Origin of the sequence: Paenibacillus sp. FSL H8-0280 (assembly GCF_045040665.1) — a bacterium.
GTDB classification, from domain to species: domain Bacteria; phylum Bacillota; class Bacilli; order Paenibacillales; family Paenibacillaceae; genus Paenibacillus; species Paenibacillus xylanexedens_A.
The window spans coordinates 3,672,555-3,690,587 of the sequence record NZ_CP150296.1; the positions used below are offsets into that span (position 1 = coordinate 3,672,555).

Consider the following 18,033-nt stretch of genomic DNA (forward strand, 5'->3'; position numbering starts at 1 on the left):
ATGTATTCAAATAGGATATATCAAATGGCTGTTCACCTCGTGCTCATCATGATGGGAATCGCTGCAGTGTTTCCGTTTATACTTCTGATATCTGCTTCCCTAACCGAGGAACAAGCCATTATCAGGGATGGTTATCGTTTGTTACCAGCTCAATTCAGCTTCGATGCTTATGTGTATCTGTTTAATCAGTATTCGTTGATTCTGCGGTCGTATGGAATTACGACGTTCATCACGGTCGTGGGCACAATCGTTGGGTTGTTGATCACAACCCTGGTCGCTTATCCACTATCCAGAAATGTCCTTCCATTTCGTTCGTTCCTGTCATTCTTCGTATTTTTCACGTTGCTTTTCAATGGGGGGCTGGTGCCGATGTACCTAGTTTATACGGACCTCTTCCATTTGAAAGATACCATCTGGTCGCTAATCATCCCGAATTTACTGACCAACGGGTTCTACATTTTATTGATGCGCAGTTTCTTCTCCACATCCATTCCCGGCGAAGTCGTGGAATCGGCCTATGTGGATGGAGCCAACGAATGGGTTATTTATTGCAAAATCGTTCTCCCGCTTGCTCTCCCAAGCCTGGCAACCATTGGTCTGATGCTCATGATTTCGTATTGGAACGATTGGTTTAACGGTCTGATCTTCATCAATGATGGAAGCCTCTACAGCATTCAAAATCTGCTTAATCGAATGTTGTCTGATGTCCAGTACTTGCAGCAAAACAGTCTGTCTGGCCAGACGGCTGTTGTCTCATCCGTACCTCTCGGCAGTGTGAGAATGGCTATTGCCGTAATCGGCGTGTTGCCACTGATCGTAGCGTATCCGTTTTTCCAGAAGTTCTTCGTCAAGGGATTGACCATTGGTGCCGTAAAAGGTTAGTCATTGCTTCGTATCCAAGATGTCTCATCCAAAAGCAAACACGGGGAGTGAATGAAGATGTTTAGAAAAAGATTACCTGCGGGTTTCATAACGGTAATGTCCTTAATTTGTGCGGCCCCTCTATTGTTGACGGCATGCGGAAATCCAGACAGTAAGGAGGGAGCAGAACCTGGGAAAGCTTCAGCAACAGACATGTATGAAGTGGTCATGACGTATCCGGCTTTTGGGGATGTAACAGATGTTAAGGAAATTCAGGAAGCCATCAGTGATATTACAGCAGAAAAGGTAGGCGCCACCGTGAAGCTTTTGCCTGTTAATGGATCGAACTATGCCAATCAAATGAACTTGATGCTGGCGGGCAGCGAGAAACTGGATCTGGTGTATACCAGCGTTTGGTTCGGCCTTGAATCCCAAATCGGCAGGGGGCAGTTACTGCCCATGGACGAATTGTTGATTGAATTTGGTAAAAAGATACTGGAGGCTGTTCCGGAGGAAGCCGCAGAAGCCGGGAAGATGAATGGCGAAACATATGGCGTTCCCAGTATTAAAGCTTGGGCACTTTCTCCCAGTTTTGTGATGGATAAAGAGCTTGCCGATAAGCATGATATTGACCTTAACGCCATAAAAACCTGGAATGATGTTTCTGCTATATTGCAGCGTATCAAGGACAATGAGCCAGGTGTCACGCCGATTGTCAGCTATACCTCTCAGGAAACACCCGGACAAGCCATGCTGAATTTTGATCCATTGGGAACAGCACCTGGCGTACTGGATTTTGGCGGGGAGGACTTCACCGTGCAGAATCTTTTTGCGACTTCGCGGTTCTCCACAATGGCTGACCTGATGCGTGATTGGTATCAAAAAGGTTATTTCAGCAAAGACGTTGCAACGTCACAGGAAACGGGCTCCAATCTGATCAAGGCAGGCAAAGCCTTCTCGTATATCCGGAATATCAATGAGTGTTACTCGGAATCACTTGCGGCTGGGACTGAACTTGTATGCGTACCCCTTGAGGATTCGTATATGACGCGAAATAGCGTAGCTTCGAACATGATGTCTTTGGCAAGGAACAGTGAGCAGCCGGATAAGGCGATTCAAGTATTGGAACTGTTTTACTCGGACGAAGCAGTCATTAATCTGTTTACCAATGGAATTGAGGGCAAGCATTATGTTAAGCAGGATAATGACTTGATCGGCAAGCCGGAAGGTGTCACTGCAACAGGATACGATTCGAACCAATATGCCGTGGGCAACAATTTCCTGTCCTATATATGGGAAGGGAATGATCCTGACATGTGGGAGCAGTTGAGGGGCGAAAACGAGAGTGCCGTAAAATCAAGGGCGATGGGTTTCAGCTTCGACATCAATCCGGTTAAAACACAAATTACCTCGGTGGCCAACGTCCAAAACCAGTATGATGCAGGCTTTCAGACAGGAACTTTTGATCCGTCAGAACTAGGCGCTTATCTCGACAAACTAAAGAATGCAGGCGTAGAGAAAATATTGACGGAAAAGCAAAACCAGTTAAACCAATGGCTTGAAAATAAATAGAAGGAGCTGATCACGCATGTTTAATCCTGTCATTGATGTTCACCACCATATCATCTCTAAAGAAATGCAACGAAAGCAGCGGGAGCTGGGAATGGAGATTCCAAGTTTTATGCCGAAGTGGACGCCCGAGATCGGGATGCAAAAAATGGATGTATGTGACATCTCGTTTTCATTCCTTTCAGCCCCGTCAGACCTGACGTTCATCGACCAACCTTCTGCCAACGCGTTGGCCCGTAAAATGAATGAAGAGCTCGCATCGTATGCTCAACTTCATCCTGAGCGGTATGGTGCGTTTGCAACGCTTCCACTCCCGGATCCCGCAGCAGCCATGGAAGAAACCTTGTATGCACTTGATGTTCTCGGGATGGATGGTGTTGCAATGCTAACAAGTTATCAGGGGAAATATTTAAGCCATCCGGATTACACCGAATTGTTAACCGAATTGGATCGGCGCAGTGCTGTTGTGTTTCTGCATCCCATCCTTATACCACAAAAAATCGCTGGACTTAGTCCTGCGCTGCTTGAGGGCACCTTCGATACAACGCGGGCTGTCACTACGATGGCTGTTCATCGCATTTTCGACCAATATCCATCCATTACGTTCATTCTTCCCCATACAGGGGGCATGGTTCCTTATATCAAATGGAGAATTGCGCTTGCCGCCATCGGGCAAGATTCAATTCAGGTTGAAACGACACCGGAACAATTTCAAGCTGAAATAGCCAAACTGGACCACCTTTATTATGATTCCACGTTGAACCTCGGCACAATTCAAAAGTTGATTGCACCTGATCGGATTCTGTTCGGAGCGGACATACCTTGGCCAGCGGACAGCGTCCTTCGTATACAGCGGGAGTCAGTATTCCATGAAGCACAGCAGATCAGCGAAGAAAACGCGAAGGCGATCGCTTATGGCAATGCTTTTCGTCTATTTCCCCGCATTTCTAAGCTTTTTGATATAGAGAAAAAGTTAATTTAAAGTGACAGGAAACGATAAATCAATCATATATTATATTTTTTCCTTCTTCACTTAGTTTTCTCAAAGATGTAATCATGTGATTAATCTCTTCTTCAGAGTGTCTTTCCCATGAAGCTAATTCAGCTATTATTTTAAGTGGCGATTTAGATCGATATGAACGTGTTGGATTTCCAGGAAACTTTTTATCAGTTACGTTTGGATCACTTTCAAAATCTCCTAATGGTTCTACAATGTAGATTCTTTCTTTTGCATTAGATCTTGCCAATTCAGCACCCCATTTGGCAGCATTTAATGTTGCAGTAAAGTATATATGGTTAGAATTTTTCTCTTGGTAATTTGATAAAAATTGTGGTTCTAATAAATCACCAATTTGCAGTTCTGCTTTTGTACCATGAAAAAAAGGACCTTGGTCTATGATCACTTTTTTGTCAACCATACTGATCCACCTCTTTTTTAGTTTTGTATTTAGCAGTATAGTGTAGGAATTTCAAAAAAAACAGTCTATAAAAACATAAAAAATAACGGTATAATTTAAGTAGAGAGAACGATACTGAGTCCAATAACCCAAGTTAAGAAAGCAGCCGATCAGCGTGATCGGCTGCTTTTGTTTAACTAACGAGCAGGTTAAAAGATAATCCGTTCAAGGCAGGTCTCTGTCCTGGATTATAGAGTAATGTTGTAATGCCAGAGAATGTAGTTGATAAGCATTATCATTCATGATATATTGTTAACAAGTAAACTAAATATAAGAATTTATTTAGAATAACCCTATTTATTAAATATTTTTTTTGTTTACAAGTAAATAAGGAGCGATCAAAGAATGATCTCAAAAGATCGAACAAAACAGTTACTTTATGAACAATTTATCCGTTTTTTACATGTGTATGAGAACCACAAGGATACAGAAATTGAGCATTTCCTAAGTATCGCCCAGCGAGAAAGCATCGAGAAAATCCCTCAGCATTTGACCGCGGTTCATATGATAGATTGCATAGGCAAGCATGAGCCCATTAACAACACGGGTATTGCCGAGGCGATGAATTTGTCCAAAGCAAGTATCACCAAAATTGGCAACAAACTGCTGGAGGAAGGATTTGTCAAACGTACGAAAATGAACGACAACAAAAAGGAGAGCTATTTCCGGTTGTCACCGCAAGGTAAAAAAATCTTTGAACTGCATGAACGCCTGCATATACATGAGGCTGAGCGCTTCTATCATACTCTCGACAAATATTCGGAAACGGAGCTAAAAGTAATCCATCAATTTCTTCAAGACAGCAGTATAAATATTGAATCCAGATAGAACAAAGGAGAGTGAAGCATATGAGTCTAGCGGAATTGATCAGGGAGCGCAGGAGTATTCGTAAATGTAACTCTACGCCGGTGGACCAGGAGTTAATTGTAGAATTACTGCGTAAGGCTACAAGGCTTCAACCATTTGTTCAGTCTGGCTCGTGGCGTGTAGTATATGCCGGAACGCCAGAAGCACGCAAACGGTTGGTGGACTGCATGCTGGAACAGATGTCGCAAAGCAAGCTCGGCAAGCTGATTCCAGTGAAACTTCTGGATGTTTTTAAAAAGAGATTTACCGATATTCCTGCGCACGTCATTGTTATGTCGACTGTAGGATCGAATCGTCTGACCAATGACCGTAATTATGCGGCTGCCTGCGGGGTGATGCAGAGCTTCCAACTGCTGGGCTGGGAACAAGGTCTAGGAATGTTGTGGGATACAGAGTCCATGATTCAGCATGAAGGGTTCTTCAATGGAATTGGCTTACGTGAGGATGAAAGATTCGTTGGTATTCTTCATATAGGGTATTACGACAAAGCGCCAAGAAGTCGGAAAAGAACACCAGCCGAGCAGAAGTGGACCGTATTGCGAGGACAGTCTACATAGAAGAGGAGGATGTAAAAATGAAATTGTCAGATCTGGAAGGAGACATGGACAGTCCAAGTGAGTTTTTGGATCGACCGGTATCGCAGGATCTAATCCTTGAGTTGCTCAATCATGCCGTATGGGCGCCAAATGATGGCCTCCGAGAGCCGTGGCGATTTATCTTTGCAGATAACCAGTATGGGGACTTCATGCAGGGATTACAGAATCAGGCTCCTGCGTATCTTCTGGTCTTGGTGAAGGAAGAGGCAGATAAATATAAGCGGGAAGAGGACTTTGCAGCTGTCTGCTGCCTAATTCAGAATTTCCGCTTGCTGGCTCATGAGCAAAGTCTGGGTGTGCGCTGTACCTTGCATGACTGGATGTACGACCCGAGCCGTACTGAAATGTTTGGTGTACTGAGTAACGAGCGCATTGCTGCGGTTCTGGAATTGGGATACGGTGCAAATCAGTGGAAAGGGAATACGGAGTTACCTGAGACTCAACTTCATTTTGAACTGCTGTAAGGTGGGGACGATGGGATGAGACTCCAAATGGAAAAAATTGTTTTACAATCATTGTCAGTACGTTATACTACAATCATTAGGTGAATTACTCAATAAAAAAATGAAATATTGTAATTGATTAGTCACCCTCGGCTCGTCATCGTCTTGAGCCGCTTATTACATAATAAATATAGGAGGTATGATTATGGTCAAGAAGAAAATGTCCACAGCACTCAGTGCAGCTTTAATCGTTTCTATGTTGGCTACTGGCGTGATAGTCGCTATTCAAGGTACAACAACGTTAGAAGTAGCGAAGTCAGCAGGGGAAAAAAAGGTTGAAGTTATTAAATAAAGCATACGTGAGAGACCTGCTAGAAAGTTAAAAGAACCTCATCTCGGTTAACCCGGCTGAGGTTTTTTCTGTATCATTAGGCATTGAAAAAATGCAGACCTAAGTCCGTGAACGCTTGACCACCATTTACCATGACGCAAAGTCCAATCTAATGTACACGGAACTGGAAATGACCAACCAGGAAAAACGGCAATCCAAGCAGTCACAATTAGTTGCTTACTACAAAACACCAGATAACGAGTATTAACAGCTCAACATTACGAGAGGTGAGGGAACGCTTAACGCAGGGAAAGATATGCTTAATATCGTTATTTATTATGATCTCTTAAGGAATGGAGTTTATGAGACAGGTTCTACTGACCATAAACTCATTATGGAAGTCATTGACCCGAGCGGGAAATCCATAGAGAAGATATTAACACTTGGTACCGATTTAACCGTTGGCAATAATAGATCAAACTTCATGAACTTGAATACCAACTTAAGCAAAATCATAAATAGTGGGACAGTTCGAATCACTCTGTATGATCGACCTCTGTCAAGAAAGTGGTCACTTACTCTACGGATTTTCCGGTAAATTGCTGTGCAAAACGGGCAGGGGAAAGGTACCCCTGCACCAAAGCATCATAACTGATTGAGCTTGCTTTCAGGCTCCTCACCATTTTCTACACGTTTTATATTCTTTATAAAGAAATCATATCTTGTTTTATGAAATTTCCGACCATCAGGCATTCCTGCTGTATGGGGAGTAAGTATCACATTACCCAGATTCCGGAGCTCACTATCCATAGGAAGCGGTTCAGATTTAAACACATCCAGGCATGCGCCTGAAATATCCCCGTTTTTTAATGCATCAATCAAGTCTCTTTCGTTGACAATGCCTCCGCGGGCTGTATTGATAAAAAGAGTGGTATTTTTCATTTTTTTGAATGTCGCTTTGTTGATCAGCTGTTTGGTTTGCTGATTCAAGGGTACATGTACACTGACTATGTCTGATGTGCTTACAAGAGTATCGAAATCCGTCATTTTCACAAAACCATCCGATTGTACAGTGGCATTTCTCGCATACGCTAGCACATTCATGTCAAAAACCCTGCAAAACGCAGCTACTTTTTTTCCAATAGCACCCAAACCGATAATTCCAATCGTTTTTCCTTTTAACTCACTCCCTGCATAGTCCAATTGATTTTCATCCATCTTGTTTTTCATGAAAGTATCAAGAAACGGTATGTTTTTATAATAAGACAATATCAGTGCCATGACGTGCTCAGCCACTGCCTGTGCATTCACTCCTGCAGCATTGGCCACCCAAATGCCGAGCTGTGTACAGGCAGGGACATCCACATTATCAAATCCTGCACCCGTCTGTACCAATTTTATTTTTTTTGCGTTAGAAAGCAGACTGTGATCCACTTTAATATGTTCAGGGATGAGTACCTGGCAATCTTCAATATGATCCAGCATTTCTTTTCCGGGCGGGACAATTACAACATTCCAGTCTTGCGGAAAACTTCTTAAAATATTCGTTACTGAAATCTCGCTAAAATAGCCTACTATGAGAATCTTCATTTGCCAAACCACCTTTCATAACCTATACCATTCTTCGAATAAAACCCGTTGGATGCTTGTCATTTTATCCTTTTAATACAATTTTATCAAGAAAATCTCATCACGTTCTATTGAACAAGAATGGAAAAGAATCTAGATAAACAATATACTAGCTATATAGTTTTTTTGTTGAGGTGAATAGTTCTAATGTCATTCTGTTGTGGATCGTCATACTCGGAATTGGTGGAGGTTTCGCCTTTAGTTTGGCCATGATGTTTTTCGGGTTACGCACTGAAAATGCGCATCAAGCAGCGGAACTATCTGGCATGGCCCAATCGATCGGATATCTTCTTGCCGCAATCGGTCCAGCCCTTATAGGATATCTGCACGATGCAACAAATAGTTGGAACCTGCCACTTTTCATTCTTCTTGGGGCTTCGGTGTTACTCTTTGTAGTTGGTATAGGAGCAGCAAGTAATCAAAAACTCAATACCATGAAATAATAAAAAGCCCGCAAGGATGCGGGCTTTTGTTAGTTTTAACATCAAGTATACATTACCTGCCAGAAATTTCATTCAGCGAGATTTCCTGTTCCTCCAACAGTCGTTTCAGCTTTTGGCGCTGCCGTTTTTCCTTCTGACGGCGCTCTTTGTCCTCAGCCTTTAGAGCCTTGAGCAGGGAGAAACACATACCGATAAGAACAATAGCGAACGGCAATGCGGTTACAATGGATGCCGTCTGGAGGCCAGTTAACCCCCCGCTGATTAGCAGTACTACCGCGATGGAGGACTGCATGATTCCCCAGGTTAATTTCACTCTTGTAGTTGGGTCCAGTTTTCCATCTGAAGTGAGCATGCCCAGTACAAAGGTAGCTGAATCAGCCGACGTAATAAAGAAGATCATGATCAGCATTGTGGCGATGAATGCCACGATCGTGCCCAAAGGCAGCTGCTCCAGCATAAGGAATAAAGCGGTTGTCGTATCTTCCTTGACAGCCTCCGCCAGATGAGCGGCATTGAACAATTCCATGTGAAGTCCTGTTCCGCCAAAGACGGAGAACCAGATAAATCCGAAAAGACTTGGAATAACCATGACGTAAATTACAAATTCCTTTATGGTTCTTCCTCTGGATACCCTTGCGATAAAAGTGCCGACAAAAGGAGCCCATGAGATCCACCATGCCCAGTAAAATAACGTCCATGCTCCAATCCAGGTTTCTCTTGAGAACGGCGTCAGTCTCAAACTCATGTTAATAATATTCTGCATGTAACTGCCCAAGGTTGTTGTGAATGTGTCAAATATAAAAGAAGTCGGTCCAGTCACCAATACAAACAACATCAATAACAAAGCTATAACGAGGTTGACGTTGCTCAGAATCTTAATACCTTTATCCAGACCGGAGGTTGCCGAGATTAAAAACAGTACGGTTACAACTATGATAATGACAACCTGAGACAGAGTCGAGTTAGGAATACCGAATAAGTGATTCAGACCCCCGCCGATCTGAAGAGCACCCAATCCAAGCGAGGTCGCAACACCAAAGATGGTGGATATGACCGCCAGAATATCAATAACCTTACCAAGCCAGCCAGCAGCAAGACGCTCACCGATCAGAGGAATAAAGGTGGAACTGATCAGCCCTTTGTATCCTTTCCGGAACTGGAAGTAAGCAAGCGCTAAGCCGATGACGGTATAGATAGCCCAAGGGTGCAGCCCCCAGTGGAAAAAGGAATAACGCATTGAAAGTATGGCAGCTTGCGTTGTTTCGGGTACCGCCCCCTCAGGTGCAGATAAATAGTGGGACAGCGGTTCAGCAACTCCCCAGAAAACCAGCCCAATGCCCATACCAGCGCTAAACAGCATGGACAGCCAGGAAACCGTAGAATACTCCGGCTCATCATCGTCATCCCCAAGCCTAATACCCCCAAACCGGCTGAACGCCAGATAGAAAGCAAAGATCAGGAAGAACAGTGTCGCTAGCAAATAAAACCAGCCAAAATTCTGAATAGAAAAGTTGTAGGCAACATTAGCCACATCCGCTAGCTGATCAGGAGCGACGGCTCCCCATATTGCAAACAGTGCAACGATGATAATTGTGATTGTAAATACCATGATGAGACCTCCATTATGTAAGCTTCAGCCAACTGTTTCCTTAGTATGTGCTAGTCCAACTTGTAATATTTCGAAAAGCTAGCTGTTGATAAATTAAAACAAACCGCCATGTAATGAAACACTCAGCGGTTTGTTTTGATCTTGCCTGAATAATATATGGCCTATAATCTCTTGTTAATCTGAAATATTGTATCATCTCATCTAACTAGTTTTATTCATTTATGAAAAGAATTCTGAAGAAGGCTGACTGTCATCGTAAATTTACAGATCCTTAAGATTAAATTGCATGCGTGTAAGCATGTCAGTCATCATTGCAACTTCTTCTTCACTGAAATCCAGTATCATCTGATGAAGAAACTGGTTTCGATCCTGCTTGAAATTGGCGATATGCGTTAGCCCTTGTTCTGTTAACCGGACGAAGGTTTCCCGATGATCGTCGGGGTTTTTTCTTCGTGACACCAAACCGTCTGCTTCCAGTTGCTTCAAATGGCGTGTAACAGCAGCACTGTCAATATGAATGGCCTTCTGCAAATGGCTTTGTGTAACTTCTTCATGAAGATAGAGATGATACAACAGAACGTATCGTGAGGAACTGATCCCCGTACAACGTTCAAATTTAGGTTTCAACTGATTGCTTATATTTTTAAGTAATATTAATAAGGTTTCTTGTTCCAGCGAACAATTCATGTTTGCCCCTCCTTGAATGGTGCAGAATGTCTTGAAAAGCTTCATGTAACAAGGGCAGATTCCTTCCAAGACATTCAGCAACTAAAGGCAACTATATCACAATGTGGAGACTGCTCGCACTATCGCTTTGAATCATGCCCAAAACGTGGTCTCTTCGGCTGGCATACGGTAGGAGGTGTATCCCTCGCTTGCAGCTTTTCCAATTGTCAGTAGCATGACTGGTACATAACGTTCTTTATCCAAGCCAAACACTTCGGCAATTTGATCTTTTTCATAACCGCCGACTGGATTGGTGTCATACCCATGTGCACGGGCAACCAGCATCAATTGCATGGAAACCAGACCGGCGTCAAGCATAATGACATCGTTCATTTCAGCATCGGACATGTTGTTATAGATCGGTTTGAAAGCCTTCAACTGAAAGTCCTTAACATCTTGTGGCATTAAGCCATGCTCAACAGCTTTTCCATAGATGTTTTCTGCATAATCGAAGTTGTTTTTGTCCGCAAACACGGCAATGACAGCAGAAGCTTGAGCGACTTTTTCTTTGTTAAAGCGGGACAGTGGGACGAGTTTTTCTTTTCCCTCTGGAGTATCCACCACAAGGAAGCGCCAAGGCTGCATGTTGATGGAGGAAGGGGCAGTGCTAGCCTCATTGATGATTTGAGTCATTTCTTCCCTGCTGATTTTTACGGATGAATCGTATGTCTTAATGGAGCGGCGTCCATAAATAATTTCGTTAAAATCGTTTGTTTGTTGGTATGGTTTCATAATAGTTACTCTCCCTTTATATTTTGTTGAGTCATCAATGTTTGACTAGTCAATTGTTGATAAGTCAAATATAAACGATAACCAAGTCCATTTCAATAGTTTTTTTATGTAAAATTATAACAATAACAGCAACGACGATTCTAACTTAACTTTTGCATAATTTTATCCTGGTTGTTTAAAAATGAGTAAGGATAATATGCATGAACACTCAGTGACTAGATACAAATAAATAATCAGGAGCAGCACGTAAAAGGCTATTAACTTAGAGGAGTGATACAAAAATGAAAGCAGTTGTGATTAATCAATATGGAAGTAAAGAAGAGTTAGTTGAACAGGAAGTGAATAAACCGAAGGCAGAAGCCAATCAAGTTGTTGTAAAACTAGAGGCTACCTCCATTAATCCAATCGATTGGAAATTAAGAGAGGGTTACTTAAAAGAAATGTATGATTGGGAATTTCCTATTATCTTAGGGTGGGATGTAGCTGGGGTCATAACTGAAATTGGTTCAAACGTTAGCAAATGGAAAGTTGGAGATCGAGTATTCAGTCGTCCTGATACAACACCTTTCGGTTCGTATGCTGAATATACAGCAGTTGATGAGCACCTTCTGGCAAAACTACCTGATTCAATCTCATATGAGGAGGCTGCGGCTGTACCTTTGGCTGGTTTAACAGCATGGCAGGTACTGTTTACTCATGGCGATCTAAAAGAAGGTGAAACCGTACTTATTCACGCTGGAGCTGGTGGTGTAGGTATGTATGCCATTCAATTAGCAAAACATGCCGGCGCTCATGTTATTACAACAGCAAGTGAAAAAAATCATGAACTTCTTCATTCGTTAGGTGCTGATCAGGTCATTGATTACAAAAAGGAAAACTTTGAAGAAATTCTAAAAGATATAGATTTAGTGTTTGACACGATGGGTGGAGAAGTAGCTGAGAATAGCTATAAGGTGATTAAGCCAAATACCGGAAGACTGATTACCATTGTTGGTGAACCCAATCATGATACTGCTAAGTCTCACAATGTATTAGCAAAGGGGATATGGCTACAGCCAGATGGTGATCAATTGCAGAGAATGGCAGATCTGATGGAAGAGAAAAAGATAAAGTCAATTGTAGGGGCAACATTCCCGTTCAGTAGACAGGGTATTTATGATGCACATGCTTTGAGTGAAACTCACCACGCTGTAGGTAAGATTGTCATTACATTTTAAAAAAGAAGACTGGGAAAAACCGCTAAACGTTAAAATAGGCAACTGTCGAAGGACAAAAACATATTCCCATTAAGTCGCTATCTTAGCGGCTTTTTTATATTATCAGTACAAGTTCGTGTCCCGAGCCAAGGACAAGAACTTGTACCGATTGCGATTTAAGAGATTTATGTAAGCAAACTTTGCGTCTCTTTAATAAAAGCGGCGATATCAGGAGAGATCGCTTCCAGGGAGGGGACTGCTAATCCTATGACACGGTTAATGGAAGGGGTTAACGGTTTTGCCAGGATATTAGCTGGCACAGCCGGTAGTATCATCGAAGGCAATCGTATGGCTAACGCCCGATTGGCTGGTATTTTTCATTTTACACTCGAAGGGCAATTCATTATCATGGATTCTATAGAGCAGATGGAGGTGGGTCACGACGATGATAAATTTGCGAGTCGTTCATTTTATACCTACAGGTTTCTCCATTCAAGTTGGAGAATTCGCGCATGTAACCCTTGAAGATTATTTGCGCCTGGCCGAGAATTGGGAGGATGTTCATGATTGAACTGATCAGACACGTTATGGAAGACATGAACAAGCAGCTCGACCGTATTGAGAAGAGTTTGAACTTGCTGAATGATGAACTCATTTGGATAAGAATAAAGGGCTCCATGGAATATCGAGAGAAAAGCTGATTCTTCTTCTTCGGGAAACCAGAAAGGAATCGGAAAATGTTGTAGCTGCGTTATCGAACGACGATTTGTCCCGAGAGGTTATCATTCGCTATGACCGTGAGGATTGGAACCGAACGCAACCAACGAATAGGTGTACTGAAGAAACCTACGATACAAGAGTAATCGGTCGTCTGCTTATCCAGGTATCGGCACACTACGGATATCACGCAGGACAGATCGTTGTGCTTGCCAAGATGCTGCAAGATACGCAAGAACATGTCACGGGTCAGTACCATTGAGGTGGGCATTGATGGTCATGATCAGACTTGAACCGTTCAAACATCCCGATTCAACAAGGCTGGTTCTAACGAACTGGAAGTCGAGAAAACGGAGGATAAGCTTCTGAGGAAAGTCCACGCCAACGTGAATCCAATGCTGATGTCCCATGCGATCGCCAACCTTTTGGACAATGCCATCAAATATTCAGGCAGTCCATCGCTAATCGAATTGAAGCTGGTACATACGACAAGCGAGATAGTTATACGGATACGTGATCAAGGTATCGGTATCGCGGGCGATGAGCTGGAGAGAGTGCAGGAACGTTTTTACCGGGCGAAAAATGCAAGCACAGCGAACGGTTCAGGTCGATGTAAAAGAACGAATACCCTTTAAAGTCGCTATTTTAGCGGCTTTTTTTGTTGTGAAGAAAAGGTACAAGTGCTTTCCAGAGTCAATTAGTTCCCTTTAATGAAAAAATAAAAGCACAACTTTAATGGATACAAATATGCGGCACAGAGAAGCGGATGACCAAACCGTTGAAATTGTCGGTCTATAGGAGTGAGAGAAGGATTAGGATATAAGGAATGCAATTTCTCTCCTGTTCCTAAAACGTAAAGAAAGCGGGGTGAAATAAATGGCTATTTTATCAACTGGACCGATTGAGAATAATCCGGTCAGTGGTGTAAGACCAACACAACAGCTGACCATTAATATTGATAATAGAAATTTGGTTACGAATGCAATTGTTTTGATTCAGGGTTATTACCTAAACGGAACCAGAACGGAATATATACTCGAATTAATTAGCGTAAATCCAAATCAAGCCATAAAAAAAGATTATTTTGCAAACCTAGACGTATTTGAATTTGTCTTTACAACGAGCGGTTTAGCAGAACAACAAGTAGAAATTTCAGTTTGGGGAAAAAACTCCATGGGACAGCTCGTAACGCCTCACCGTATTGTATCTTCAGAATTGTTAGAAGACAATGGAGCCACGGGAATCACAGGCGCAACCGGCGCAACTGGGGCAACGGGCGTAACTGGAGCAACGGGGAACACAGGATCAACCGGTGCGACTGGGGCAACGGGCGTAACTGGAGCTACAGGGAATACAGGCCCCGCTGGAGGTGCAACTGGAGCCACGGGGACCACAGGGGCAACGGGTGTAACGGGAGCAGCAGGCATCTCAGGTGCAACCGGGGAAACAGGCATCACTGGCGTAACTGGGGCAACCGGAGCTACGGGCATCACCGGGGCTACCGGGGAAACAGGGGCAACGGGCGTAACCGGAGCCACAGGCATCTCAGGCGCAACCGGCGAGACAGGGGCAACGGGCGTAACCGGAGCCACAGGTATCTCAGGCGCAACCGGCGAGACAGGGGCAACGGGCGTAACCGGAGCCACAGGTATCTCAGGCGCAACCGGCGAGACAGGGGCAACGGGCGTAACCGGAGCCACAGGTATCTCAGGCGCAACCGGCGAGACAGGGGCAACGGGCGTAACCGGAGCCACAGGTATCTCAGGCGCAACCGGCGAGACAGGGGCAACGGGCGTAACCGGAGCCACAGGTATCTCAGGCGCAACCGGCGAGACAGGGGCAACGGGCGTAACCGGAGCCACAGGTATCTCAGGCGCAACCGGCGAGACAGGGGCCACGGGGGGAACCGGAGCTACGGGCATCACAGGTGCAACCGGGGAGACAGGGGCCACGGGGGCAACCGGAGCTACGGGCATCACGGGGGCTACCGGTGAAACTGGTGCAACCGGGATCACAGGTGCTACTGGGGAAACTGGTGCAACCGGCGTAACGGGAGCCACGGGCATCACTGGCGTAACCGGGGAAACAGGCATCACGGGCGTAACTGGGGCAACCGGAACTACGGGCATCACGGGGGCTACCGGGGAAACTGGTGCAACCGGCGAAACAGGGGCCACGGGCGTAACCGGAGCCACAGGCATCTCAGGCGCAACCGGGGCCACCGGGATCACAGGTGCTACTGGGGAAACTGGTGCAACCGGCGTAACCGGGGCCACCGGAATCACAGGTGCTACTGGGGAAACTGGTGCAACCGGCGTAACCGGAGCTACGGGCATCACCGGGGCTACCGGGGAAACGGGTGCAACGGGGGGAACTGGAGCCACAGGCATCACGGGCGCAACCGGGGAAACAGGGGCCACGGGCGTAACCGGAGCCACGGGGATCTCAGGCGCAACCGGCGTAACCGGGGCCACAGGGAGCACAGGGGCCACGGGCGTAACTGGAGCCACAGGCATCACGGGCACAAGTGGGGCAACGGGTGTAACTGGAGCCACGGGAATCACAGGCACAACAGGTGCAACGGGCTCAACTGGAACCACAGGGAGCACAGGTGCAACCGGGGCAAATGCCACAATACAAAATGGATTATTTAATGTTAGCGTACCGTCTGTTGCAAATGCGACAGCTATCTCGTATACGACCGTATTTATTAATGGCACTAACATATTGCACCCAACAAGTACTACCTTTGTACTAGCATCAGGGCACATTTATTTGGTTTCGTATACGTTTAGAGGAACGAGTTCTGTAATTGGGAACGTTACGGTTACACCAAGAATTAATCTTGTATTTCAAAGTCGGTTTTCAGGGAGAGCAGTTACAGGAACTTTAGATGCGAATGTAAGTGTATCTGGGACGTTTTTAGCTGATGCTACTTCAACTGCGATTACAATCGATTTTCTTTATAATGGGTCAGCAACAGCTACACTTACAGATGGTTCTGTTTCGATTATTCAGGTTCAGTAGCGGAGTGGAAGATGAGCGCCTAAATTTTTGTTAGTTTAAAACCAAAGGGGTGGAGGTGGATGAATATTTCTGCCTCTATCATTTGGAAAAAAGGAGAATAAAATTTTATGGCTATTTTATCAACCGGACCGATTGAGAATAATCCGGTCAGTGGTGTAAGGCCAACGCAGCAACTGACAATTAAAATGGATAATCGAGATTTAATCAATAGTGCCGATGTTTTGATTCAAGGATATTATCTAGACGGAACTCGAAACTTATACGTAAACGAACTCATTAATGTGAATCCAAATGAAGTAATAACGAAGAATTATGATGGGGACTTTAATGCTTTTGAATTTGTCTTTACAACGAGCGGTTTAGCAGAAGATCAGATGGGAATCTCGGTATGGGGAAAAAATGTAGAGGGGCAACTTGTAATTCCCCATCGTATTGTATCTTCAGAATTGCTAGGCGCAAATGAAGTAACAGGCCCCCCAGGAACAACGGGAGCTACGGGAGCTACGGGAGCTACGGGAGCTACAGGAGCCATAGGACCCACTGGGGCTACAGGAGTTACAGGAGCTACGGGAGCCCAAGGTACGATTGAGCCTAATGCGACCATCGTGGGAGTAGGACCCAATGTTAGCTCTCAATTTAACGAATTAAGAACCAACGAAAAAACACCGATTATTGAGTTGACTTCTGTATATGGCTTATCCAACCTAAGAGACATTGTTTTAACATTGGGCGATGCTACAGTCGGAAGTAATAATACGGAATTTCAATTAACTACAACTATATCCGGATCTGACATTGCTATCCTTCAAAGCTCGGAGAGAGGAAGGTATGAATCAGGCTTAGCGGGAGAAATAGGAATTGGTGCTCGTTTACCAGCTCCACCGACAGGGACCCAAGTGGTCAGATGGGGCGCTTTTGACGATCAGAACGGCTTATTCTTTGGACAGAGCGTAGTGAATGGAATATTTGTAGCGATCAGAAGAGCAAGTGTTGATACTATTATTCCTCAAACATCTTGGAATGTGGATAAATTAGATGGAACAGGTCCGAGTGGCGCGACGCTTAATTTATCTAAAGGGAATATATTTCAAATCGTATTTACTTGGTATGGGTATGGAGTAATCGAATTTAGAGTTGTCATCCCTGATCCTGCGACTTTAGCACAAGAAGTAATTACCGTTCATCGCTTTTCCCCCAATGGGCAAACCAGTCTGGCCGATCCTAATCTTCCTCTACGTGCGGAAATCTTTAATAATGGCACAGAATCAGAACTCAATTTATTCGTTGGAGGAAGACAATACAGTATATTGGGTAAATATAATCCCATTTTCAGGGTTACTTCCGAAAGGAGAACTGTAACTGCAACAGGGTCACTCACACCAATTTTGTCTTTCCAGAGAAAGACATCCTTCCCGCCAGGTTCAGGTAGGGCAAATTCAGTGAGTGTCAAATTAGAAAGTATTGATCTTATAACTACAGATGATATTTACTATCAGGTCATATTAGGAGGAACGATTAATGGGGGCTTCGTGAACTTTCCAACTGCAACAACTAATATTCCAACTTCGGAAACAGCTCTTCTAATTAACAACACACTAACGACAATAGCGGATGGTCAAGTCCTATTACAAGGCTTAGTAGCCGGAGTTGCGGGAAGTGTCAGAATATCAGCTTCTTCTTCATTATTGGATTTCCAATTACCTGACTCTGAAATTGTGACTTTAGCCGTAGGAAATTTAAGCGGGGGTACTAATCCTGTTACGGCCACCTTCAGTCTTACTGAAGAATGGTAAAAAGTAATAGAAAAGGAGGGATTCACTTTTCCCTTTC

Annotated in this window: 18 protein-coding genes and 1 pseudogene; 14 read left to right on the top strand and 5 right to left on the bottom strand. The window is 44.2% G+C overall.

The genetic code is table 11. From position 1 onward, the window contains the following. The 3 genes from MHI12_RS16195 to MHI12_RS16205 are packed head-to-tail and all read left to right on the top strand — an operon-like array spanning window position 1 to window position 3,412. On the top strand, window positions 1-882 hold the full coding sequence (locus MHI12_RS16195; protein WP_405169722.1) for a carbohydrate ABC transporter permease: 882 nt from the start codon (window positions 1-3) through the stop codon (window positions 880-882). Between the two features lie 57 nt (window positions 883-939). Beyond that, window positions 940-2,433 carry an ABC transporter substrate-binding protein gene (locus MHI12_RS16200; protein ID WP_405169723.1) on the top strand — a complete coding sequence of 498 codons (1,494 nt, stop codon included), beginning with the start codon at window positions 940-942 and terminating at the stop codon, window positions 2,431-2,433. A gap of 16 nt (window positions 2,434-2,449) precedes the next feature. Continuing rightward, on the top strand, window positions 2,450-3,412 hold the full coding sequence (locus tag MHI12_RS16205; RefSeq protein WP_405169724.1) for an amidohydrolase family protein: 963 nt from the start codon (window positions 2,450-2,452) through the stop codon (window positions 3,410-3,412). Between the two features lie 19 nt (window positions 3,413-3,431). Here MHI12_RS16205 and arr read toward each other — a convergent pair whose 3' ends face one another. Beyond that, window positions 3,432-3,848, bottom strand: a complete 417-nt coding sequence (gene arr / locus MHI12_RS16210) for an NAD(+)--rifampin ADP-ribosyltransferase (protein WP_405169725.1) — start codon at window positions 3,846-3,848, stop codon at window positions 3,432-3,434. A 384-nt stretch (window positions 3,849-4,232) separates the two neighbouring features. Here arr and MHI12_RS16215 point away from each other — a divergent pair, with 384 nt between their 5' ends. The 4 genes from MHI12_RS16215 (at window position 4,233) to MHI12_RS16230 (ending at window position 6,145) form a co-directional block, all read left to right on the top strand. Next, complete coding sequence (locus tag MHI12_RS16215) at window positions 4,233-4,715, top strand: MarR family transcriptional regulator (protein WP_405169726.1); 483 nt, start codon at window positions 4,233-4,235, stop codon at window positions 4,713-4,715. A 20-nt stretch (window positions 4,716-4,735) separates the two neighbouring features. Continuing rightward, the gene (locus MHI12_RS16220) at window positions 4,736-5,311 is read left to right on the top strand and encodes a nitroreductase (RefSeq protein WP_405169727.1); all 576 of its coding nucleotides are present in this window, start codon (window positions 4,736-4,738) and stop codon (window positions 5,309-5,311) included. A 17-nt stretch (window positions 5,312-5,328) separates the two neighbouring features. Continuing rightward, window positions 5,329-5,814, top strand: coding sequence for a nitroreductase family protein (locus tag MHI12_RS16225; protein WP_405169728.1), 486 nt, complete (start codon window positions 5,329-5,331; stop codon window positions 5,812-5,814). A 184-nt stretch (window positions 5,815-5,998) separates the two neighbouring features. Then, window positions 5,999-6,145, top strand: coding sequence for a hypothetical protein (locus MHI12_RS16230; protein ID WP_164783312.1), 147 nt, complete (start codon window positions 5,999-6,001; stop codon window positions 6,143-6,145). A 624-nt stretch (window positions 6,146-6,769) separates the two neighbouring features. Here MHI12_RS16230 and MHI12_RS16235 read toward each other — a convergent pair. After that, complete coding sequence (locus MHI12_RS16235) at window positions 6,770-7,714, bottom strand: NAD(P)-dependent oxidoreductase (protein WP_405169729.1); 945 nt, start codon at window positions 7,712-7,714, stop codon at window positions 6,770-6,772. A gap of 179 nt (window positions 7,715-7,893) precedes the next feature. Here MHI12_RS16235 and MHI12_RS16240 point away from each other — a divergent pair. Further along, window positions 7,894-8,196: pseudogene (locus MHI12_RS16240) on the top strand (MFS transporter); the annotation flags it as partial. A 52-nt stretch (window positions 8,197-8,248) separates the two neighbouring features. Here the strand turns inward: MHI12_RS16240 and MHI12_RS16245 are convergent. The 3 genes from MHI12_RS16245 to MHI12_RS16255 all read right to left on the bottom strand — a co-directional run bounded on the left by MHI12_RS16245 (window position 8,249) and on the right by MHI12_RS16255 (window position 11,263). After that, window positions 8,249-9,805 (bottom strand): BCCT family transporter, encoded by a 1,557-nt coding sequence (locus MHI12_RS16245; RefSeq protein WP_405169730.1) that lies wholly within the window; start codon window positions 9,803-9,805, stop codon window positions 8,249-8,251. Window positions 9,806-10,066: 261 nt separating this feature from the next. Continuing rightward, window positions 10,067-10,492: a MarR family transcriptional regulator gene (locus MHI12_RS16250; protein ID WP_340982437.1), complete on the bottom strand. Its 426-nt coding sequence runs from the start codon at window positions 10,490-10,492 to the stop codon at window positions 10,067-10,069. Window positions 10,493-10,624: 132 nt separating this feature from the next. Continuing rightward, entirely contained in the window at window positions 10,625-11,263 is a 639-nt protein-coding gene (locus MHI12_RS16255) for a nitroreductase family protein (protein ID WP_036615355.1), read from the bottom strand. Window positions 11,264-11,544: 281 nt separating this feature from the next. On the opposite strand from MHI12_RS16255, the gene MHI12_RS16260 reads away from it, so the two are divergent. The 6 genes from MHI12_RS16260 (at window position 11,545) to MHI12_RS16285 (ending at window position 17,996) form a co-directional block, all read left to right on the top strand. Next, the gene (locus MHI12_RS16260; protein WP_405169731.1) at window positions 11,545-12,480 is read left to right on the top strand and encodes an NADP-dependent oxidoreductase; all 936 of its coding nucleotides are present in this window, start codon (window positions 11,545-11,547) and stop codon (window positions 12,478-12,480) included. A gap of 424 nt (window positions 12,481-12,904) precedes the next feature. Then, complete coding sequence (locus tag MHI12_RS16265) at window positions 12,905-13,030, top strand: hypothetical protein (protein ID WP_405169732.1); 126 nt, start codon at window positions 12,905-12,907, stop codon at window positions 13,028-13,030. Between the two features lie 84 nt (window positions 13,031-13,114). After that, window positions 13,115-13,438: a hypothetical protein gene (locus tag MHI12_RS16270; RefSeq protein ID WP_405169733.1), complete on the top strand. Its 324-nt coding sequence runs from the start codon at window positions 13,115-13,117 to the stop codon at window positions 13,436-13,438. Between the two features lie 133 nt (window positions 13,439-13,571). Next, window positions 13,572-13,811: a sensor histidine kinase gene (locus MHI12_RS16275; protein WP_405173008.1), complete on the top strand. Its 240-nt coding sequence runs from the start codon at window positions 13,572-13,574 to the stop codon at window positions 13,809-13,811. Between the two features lie 241 nt (window positions 13,812-14,052). Then, complete coding sequence (locus MHI12_RS16280) at window positions 14,053-16,203, top strand: beta strand repeat-containing protein (protein WP_405169734.1); 2,151 nt, start codon at window positions 14,053-14,055, stop codon at window positions 16,201-16,203. 107 nt (window positions 16,204-16,310) lie between these two features. Continuing rightward, the gene (locus MHI12_RS16285; RefSeq protein ID WP_405169735.1) at window positions 16,311-17,996 is read left to right on the top strand and encodes a hypothetical protein; all 1,686 of its coding nucleotides are present in this window, start codon (window positions 16,311-16,313) and stop codon (window positions 17,994-17,996) included. The last annotated feature ends 37 nt before the right edge of the window (window positions 17,997-18,033 follow it).

Bases quoted from the DNA above. Each gene is read 5' to 3' on its own strand.
- MHI12_RS16260 (WP_405169731.1), top strand. From the start codon at position 11,545: ATGAAAGCAGTTGTGATTAATCAATATGGAAGTAAAGAAGAGTTAGTT.
- MHI12_RS16220 (WP_405169727.1), top strand. From the start codon at position 4,736: ATGAGTCTAGCGGAATTGATCAGGGAGCGCAGGAGTATTCGTAAATGT.
- arr (WP_405169725.1), bottom strand. From the start codon at position 3,848: ATGGTTGACAAAAAAGTGATCATAGACCAAGGTCCTTTTTTTCATGGT.
- MHI12_RS16205 (WP_405169724.1), top strand. From the start codon at position 2,450: ATGTTTAATCCTGTCATTGATGTTCACCACCATATCATCTCTAAAGAA.
- MHI12_RS16225 (WP_405169728.1), top strand. From the start codon at position 5,329: ATGAAATTGTCAGATCTGGAAGGAGACATGGACAGTCCAAGTGAGTTT.
- MHI12_RS16235 (WP_405169729.1), bottom strand. From the start codon at position 7,714: ATGAAGATTCTCATAGTAGGCTATTTTAGCGAGATTTCAGTAACGAAT.
- MHI12_RS16195 (WP_405169722.1), top strand. From the start codon at position 1: ATGTATTCAAATAGGATATATCAAATGGCTGTTCACCTCGTGCTCATC.
- MHI12_RS16280 (WP_405169734.1), top strand. From the start codon at position 14,053: ATGGCTATTTTATCAACTGGACCGATTGAGAATAATCCGGTCAGTGGT.
- MHI12_RS16285 (WP_405169735.1), top strand. From the start codon at position 16,311: ATGGCTATTTTATCAACCGGACCGATTGAGAATAATCCGGTCAGTGGT.
- MHI12_RS16230 (WP_164783312.1), top strand. From the start codon at position 5,999: ATGGTCAAGAAGAAAATGTCCACAGCACTCAGTGCAGCTTTAATCGTT.
- MHI12_RS16265 (WP_405169732.1), top strand. From the start codon at position 12,905: ATGATAAATTTGCGAGTCGTTCATTTTATACCTACAGGTTTCTCCATT.
- MHI12_RS16255 (WP_036615355.1), bottom strand. From the start codon at position 11,263: ATGAAACCATACCAACAAACAAACGATTTTAACGAAATTATTTATGGA.
- MHI12_RS16275 (WP_405173008.1), top strand. From the start codon at position 13,572: ATGCTGATGTCCCATGCGATCGCCAACCTTTTGGACAATGCCATCAAA.
- MHI12_RS16215 (WP_405169726.1), top strand. From the start codon at position 4,233: ATGATCTCAAAAGATCGAACAAAACAGTTACTTTATGAACAATTTATC.
- MHI12_RS16200 (WP_405169723.1), top strand. From the start codon at position 940: ATGTTTAGAAAAAGATTACCTGCGGGTTTCATAACGGTAATGTCCTTA.
- MHI12_RS16245 (WP_405169730.1), bottom strand. From the start codon at position 9,805: ATGGTATTTACAATCACAATTATCATCGTTGCACTGTTTGCAATATGG.
- MHI12_RS16250 (WP_340982437.1), bottom strand. From the start codon at position 10,492: ATGAATTGTTCGCTGGAACAAGAAACCTTATTAATATTACTTAAAAAT.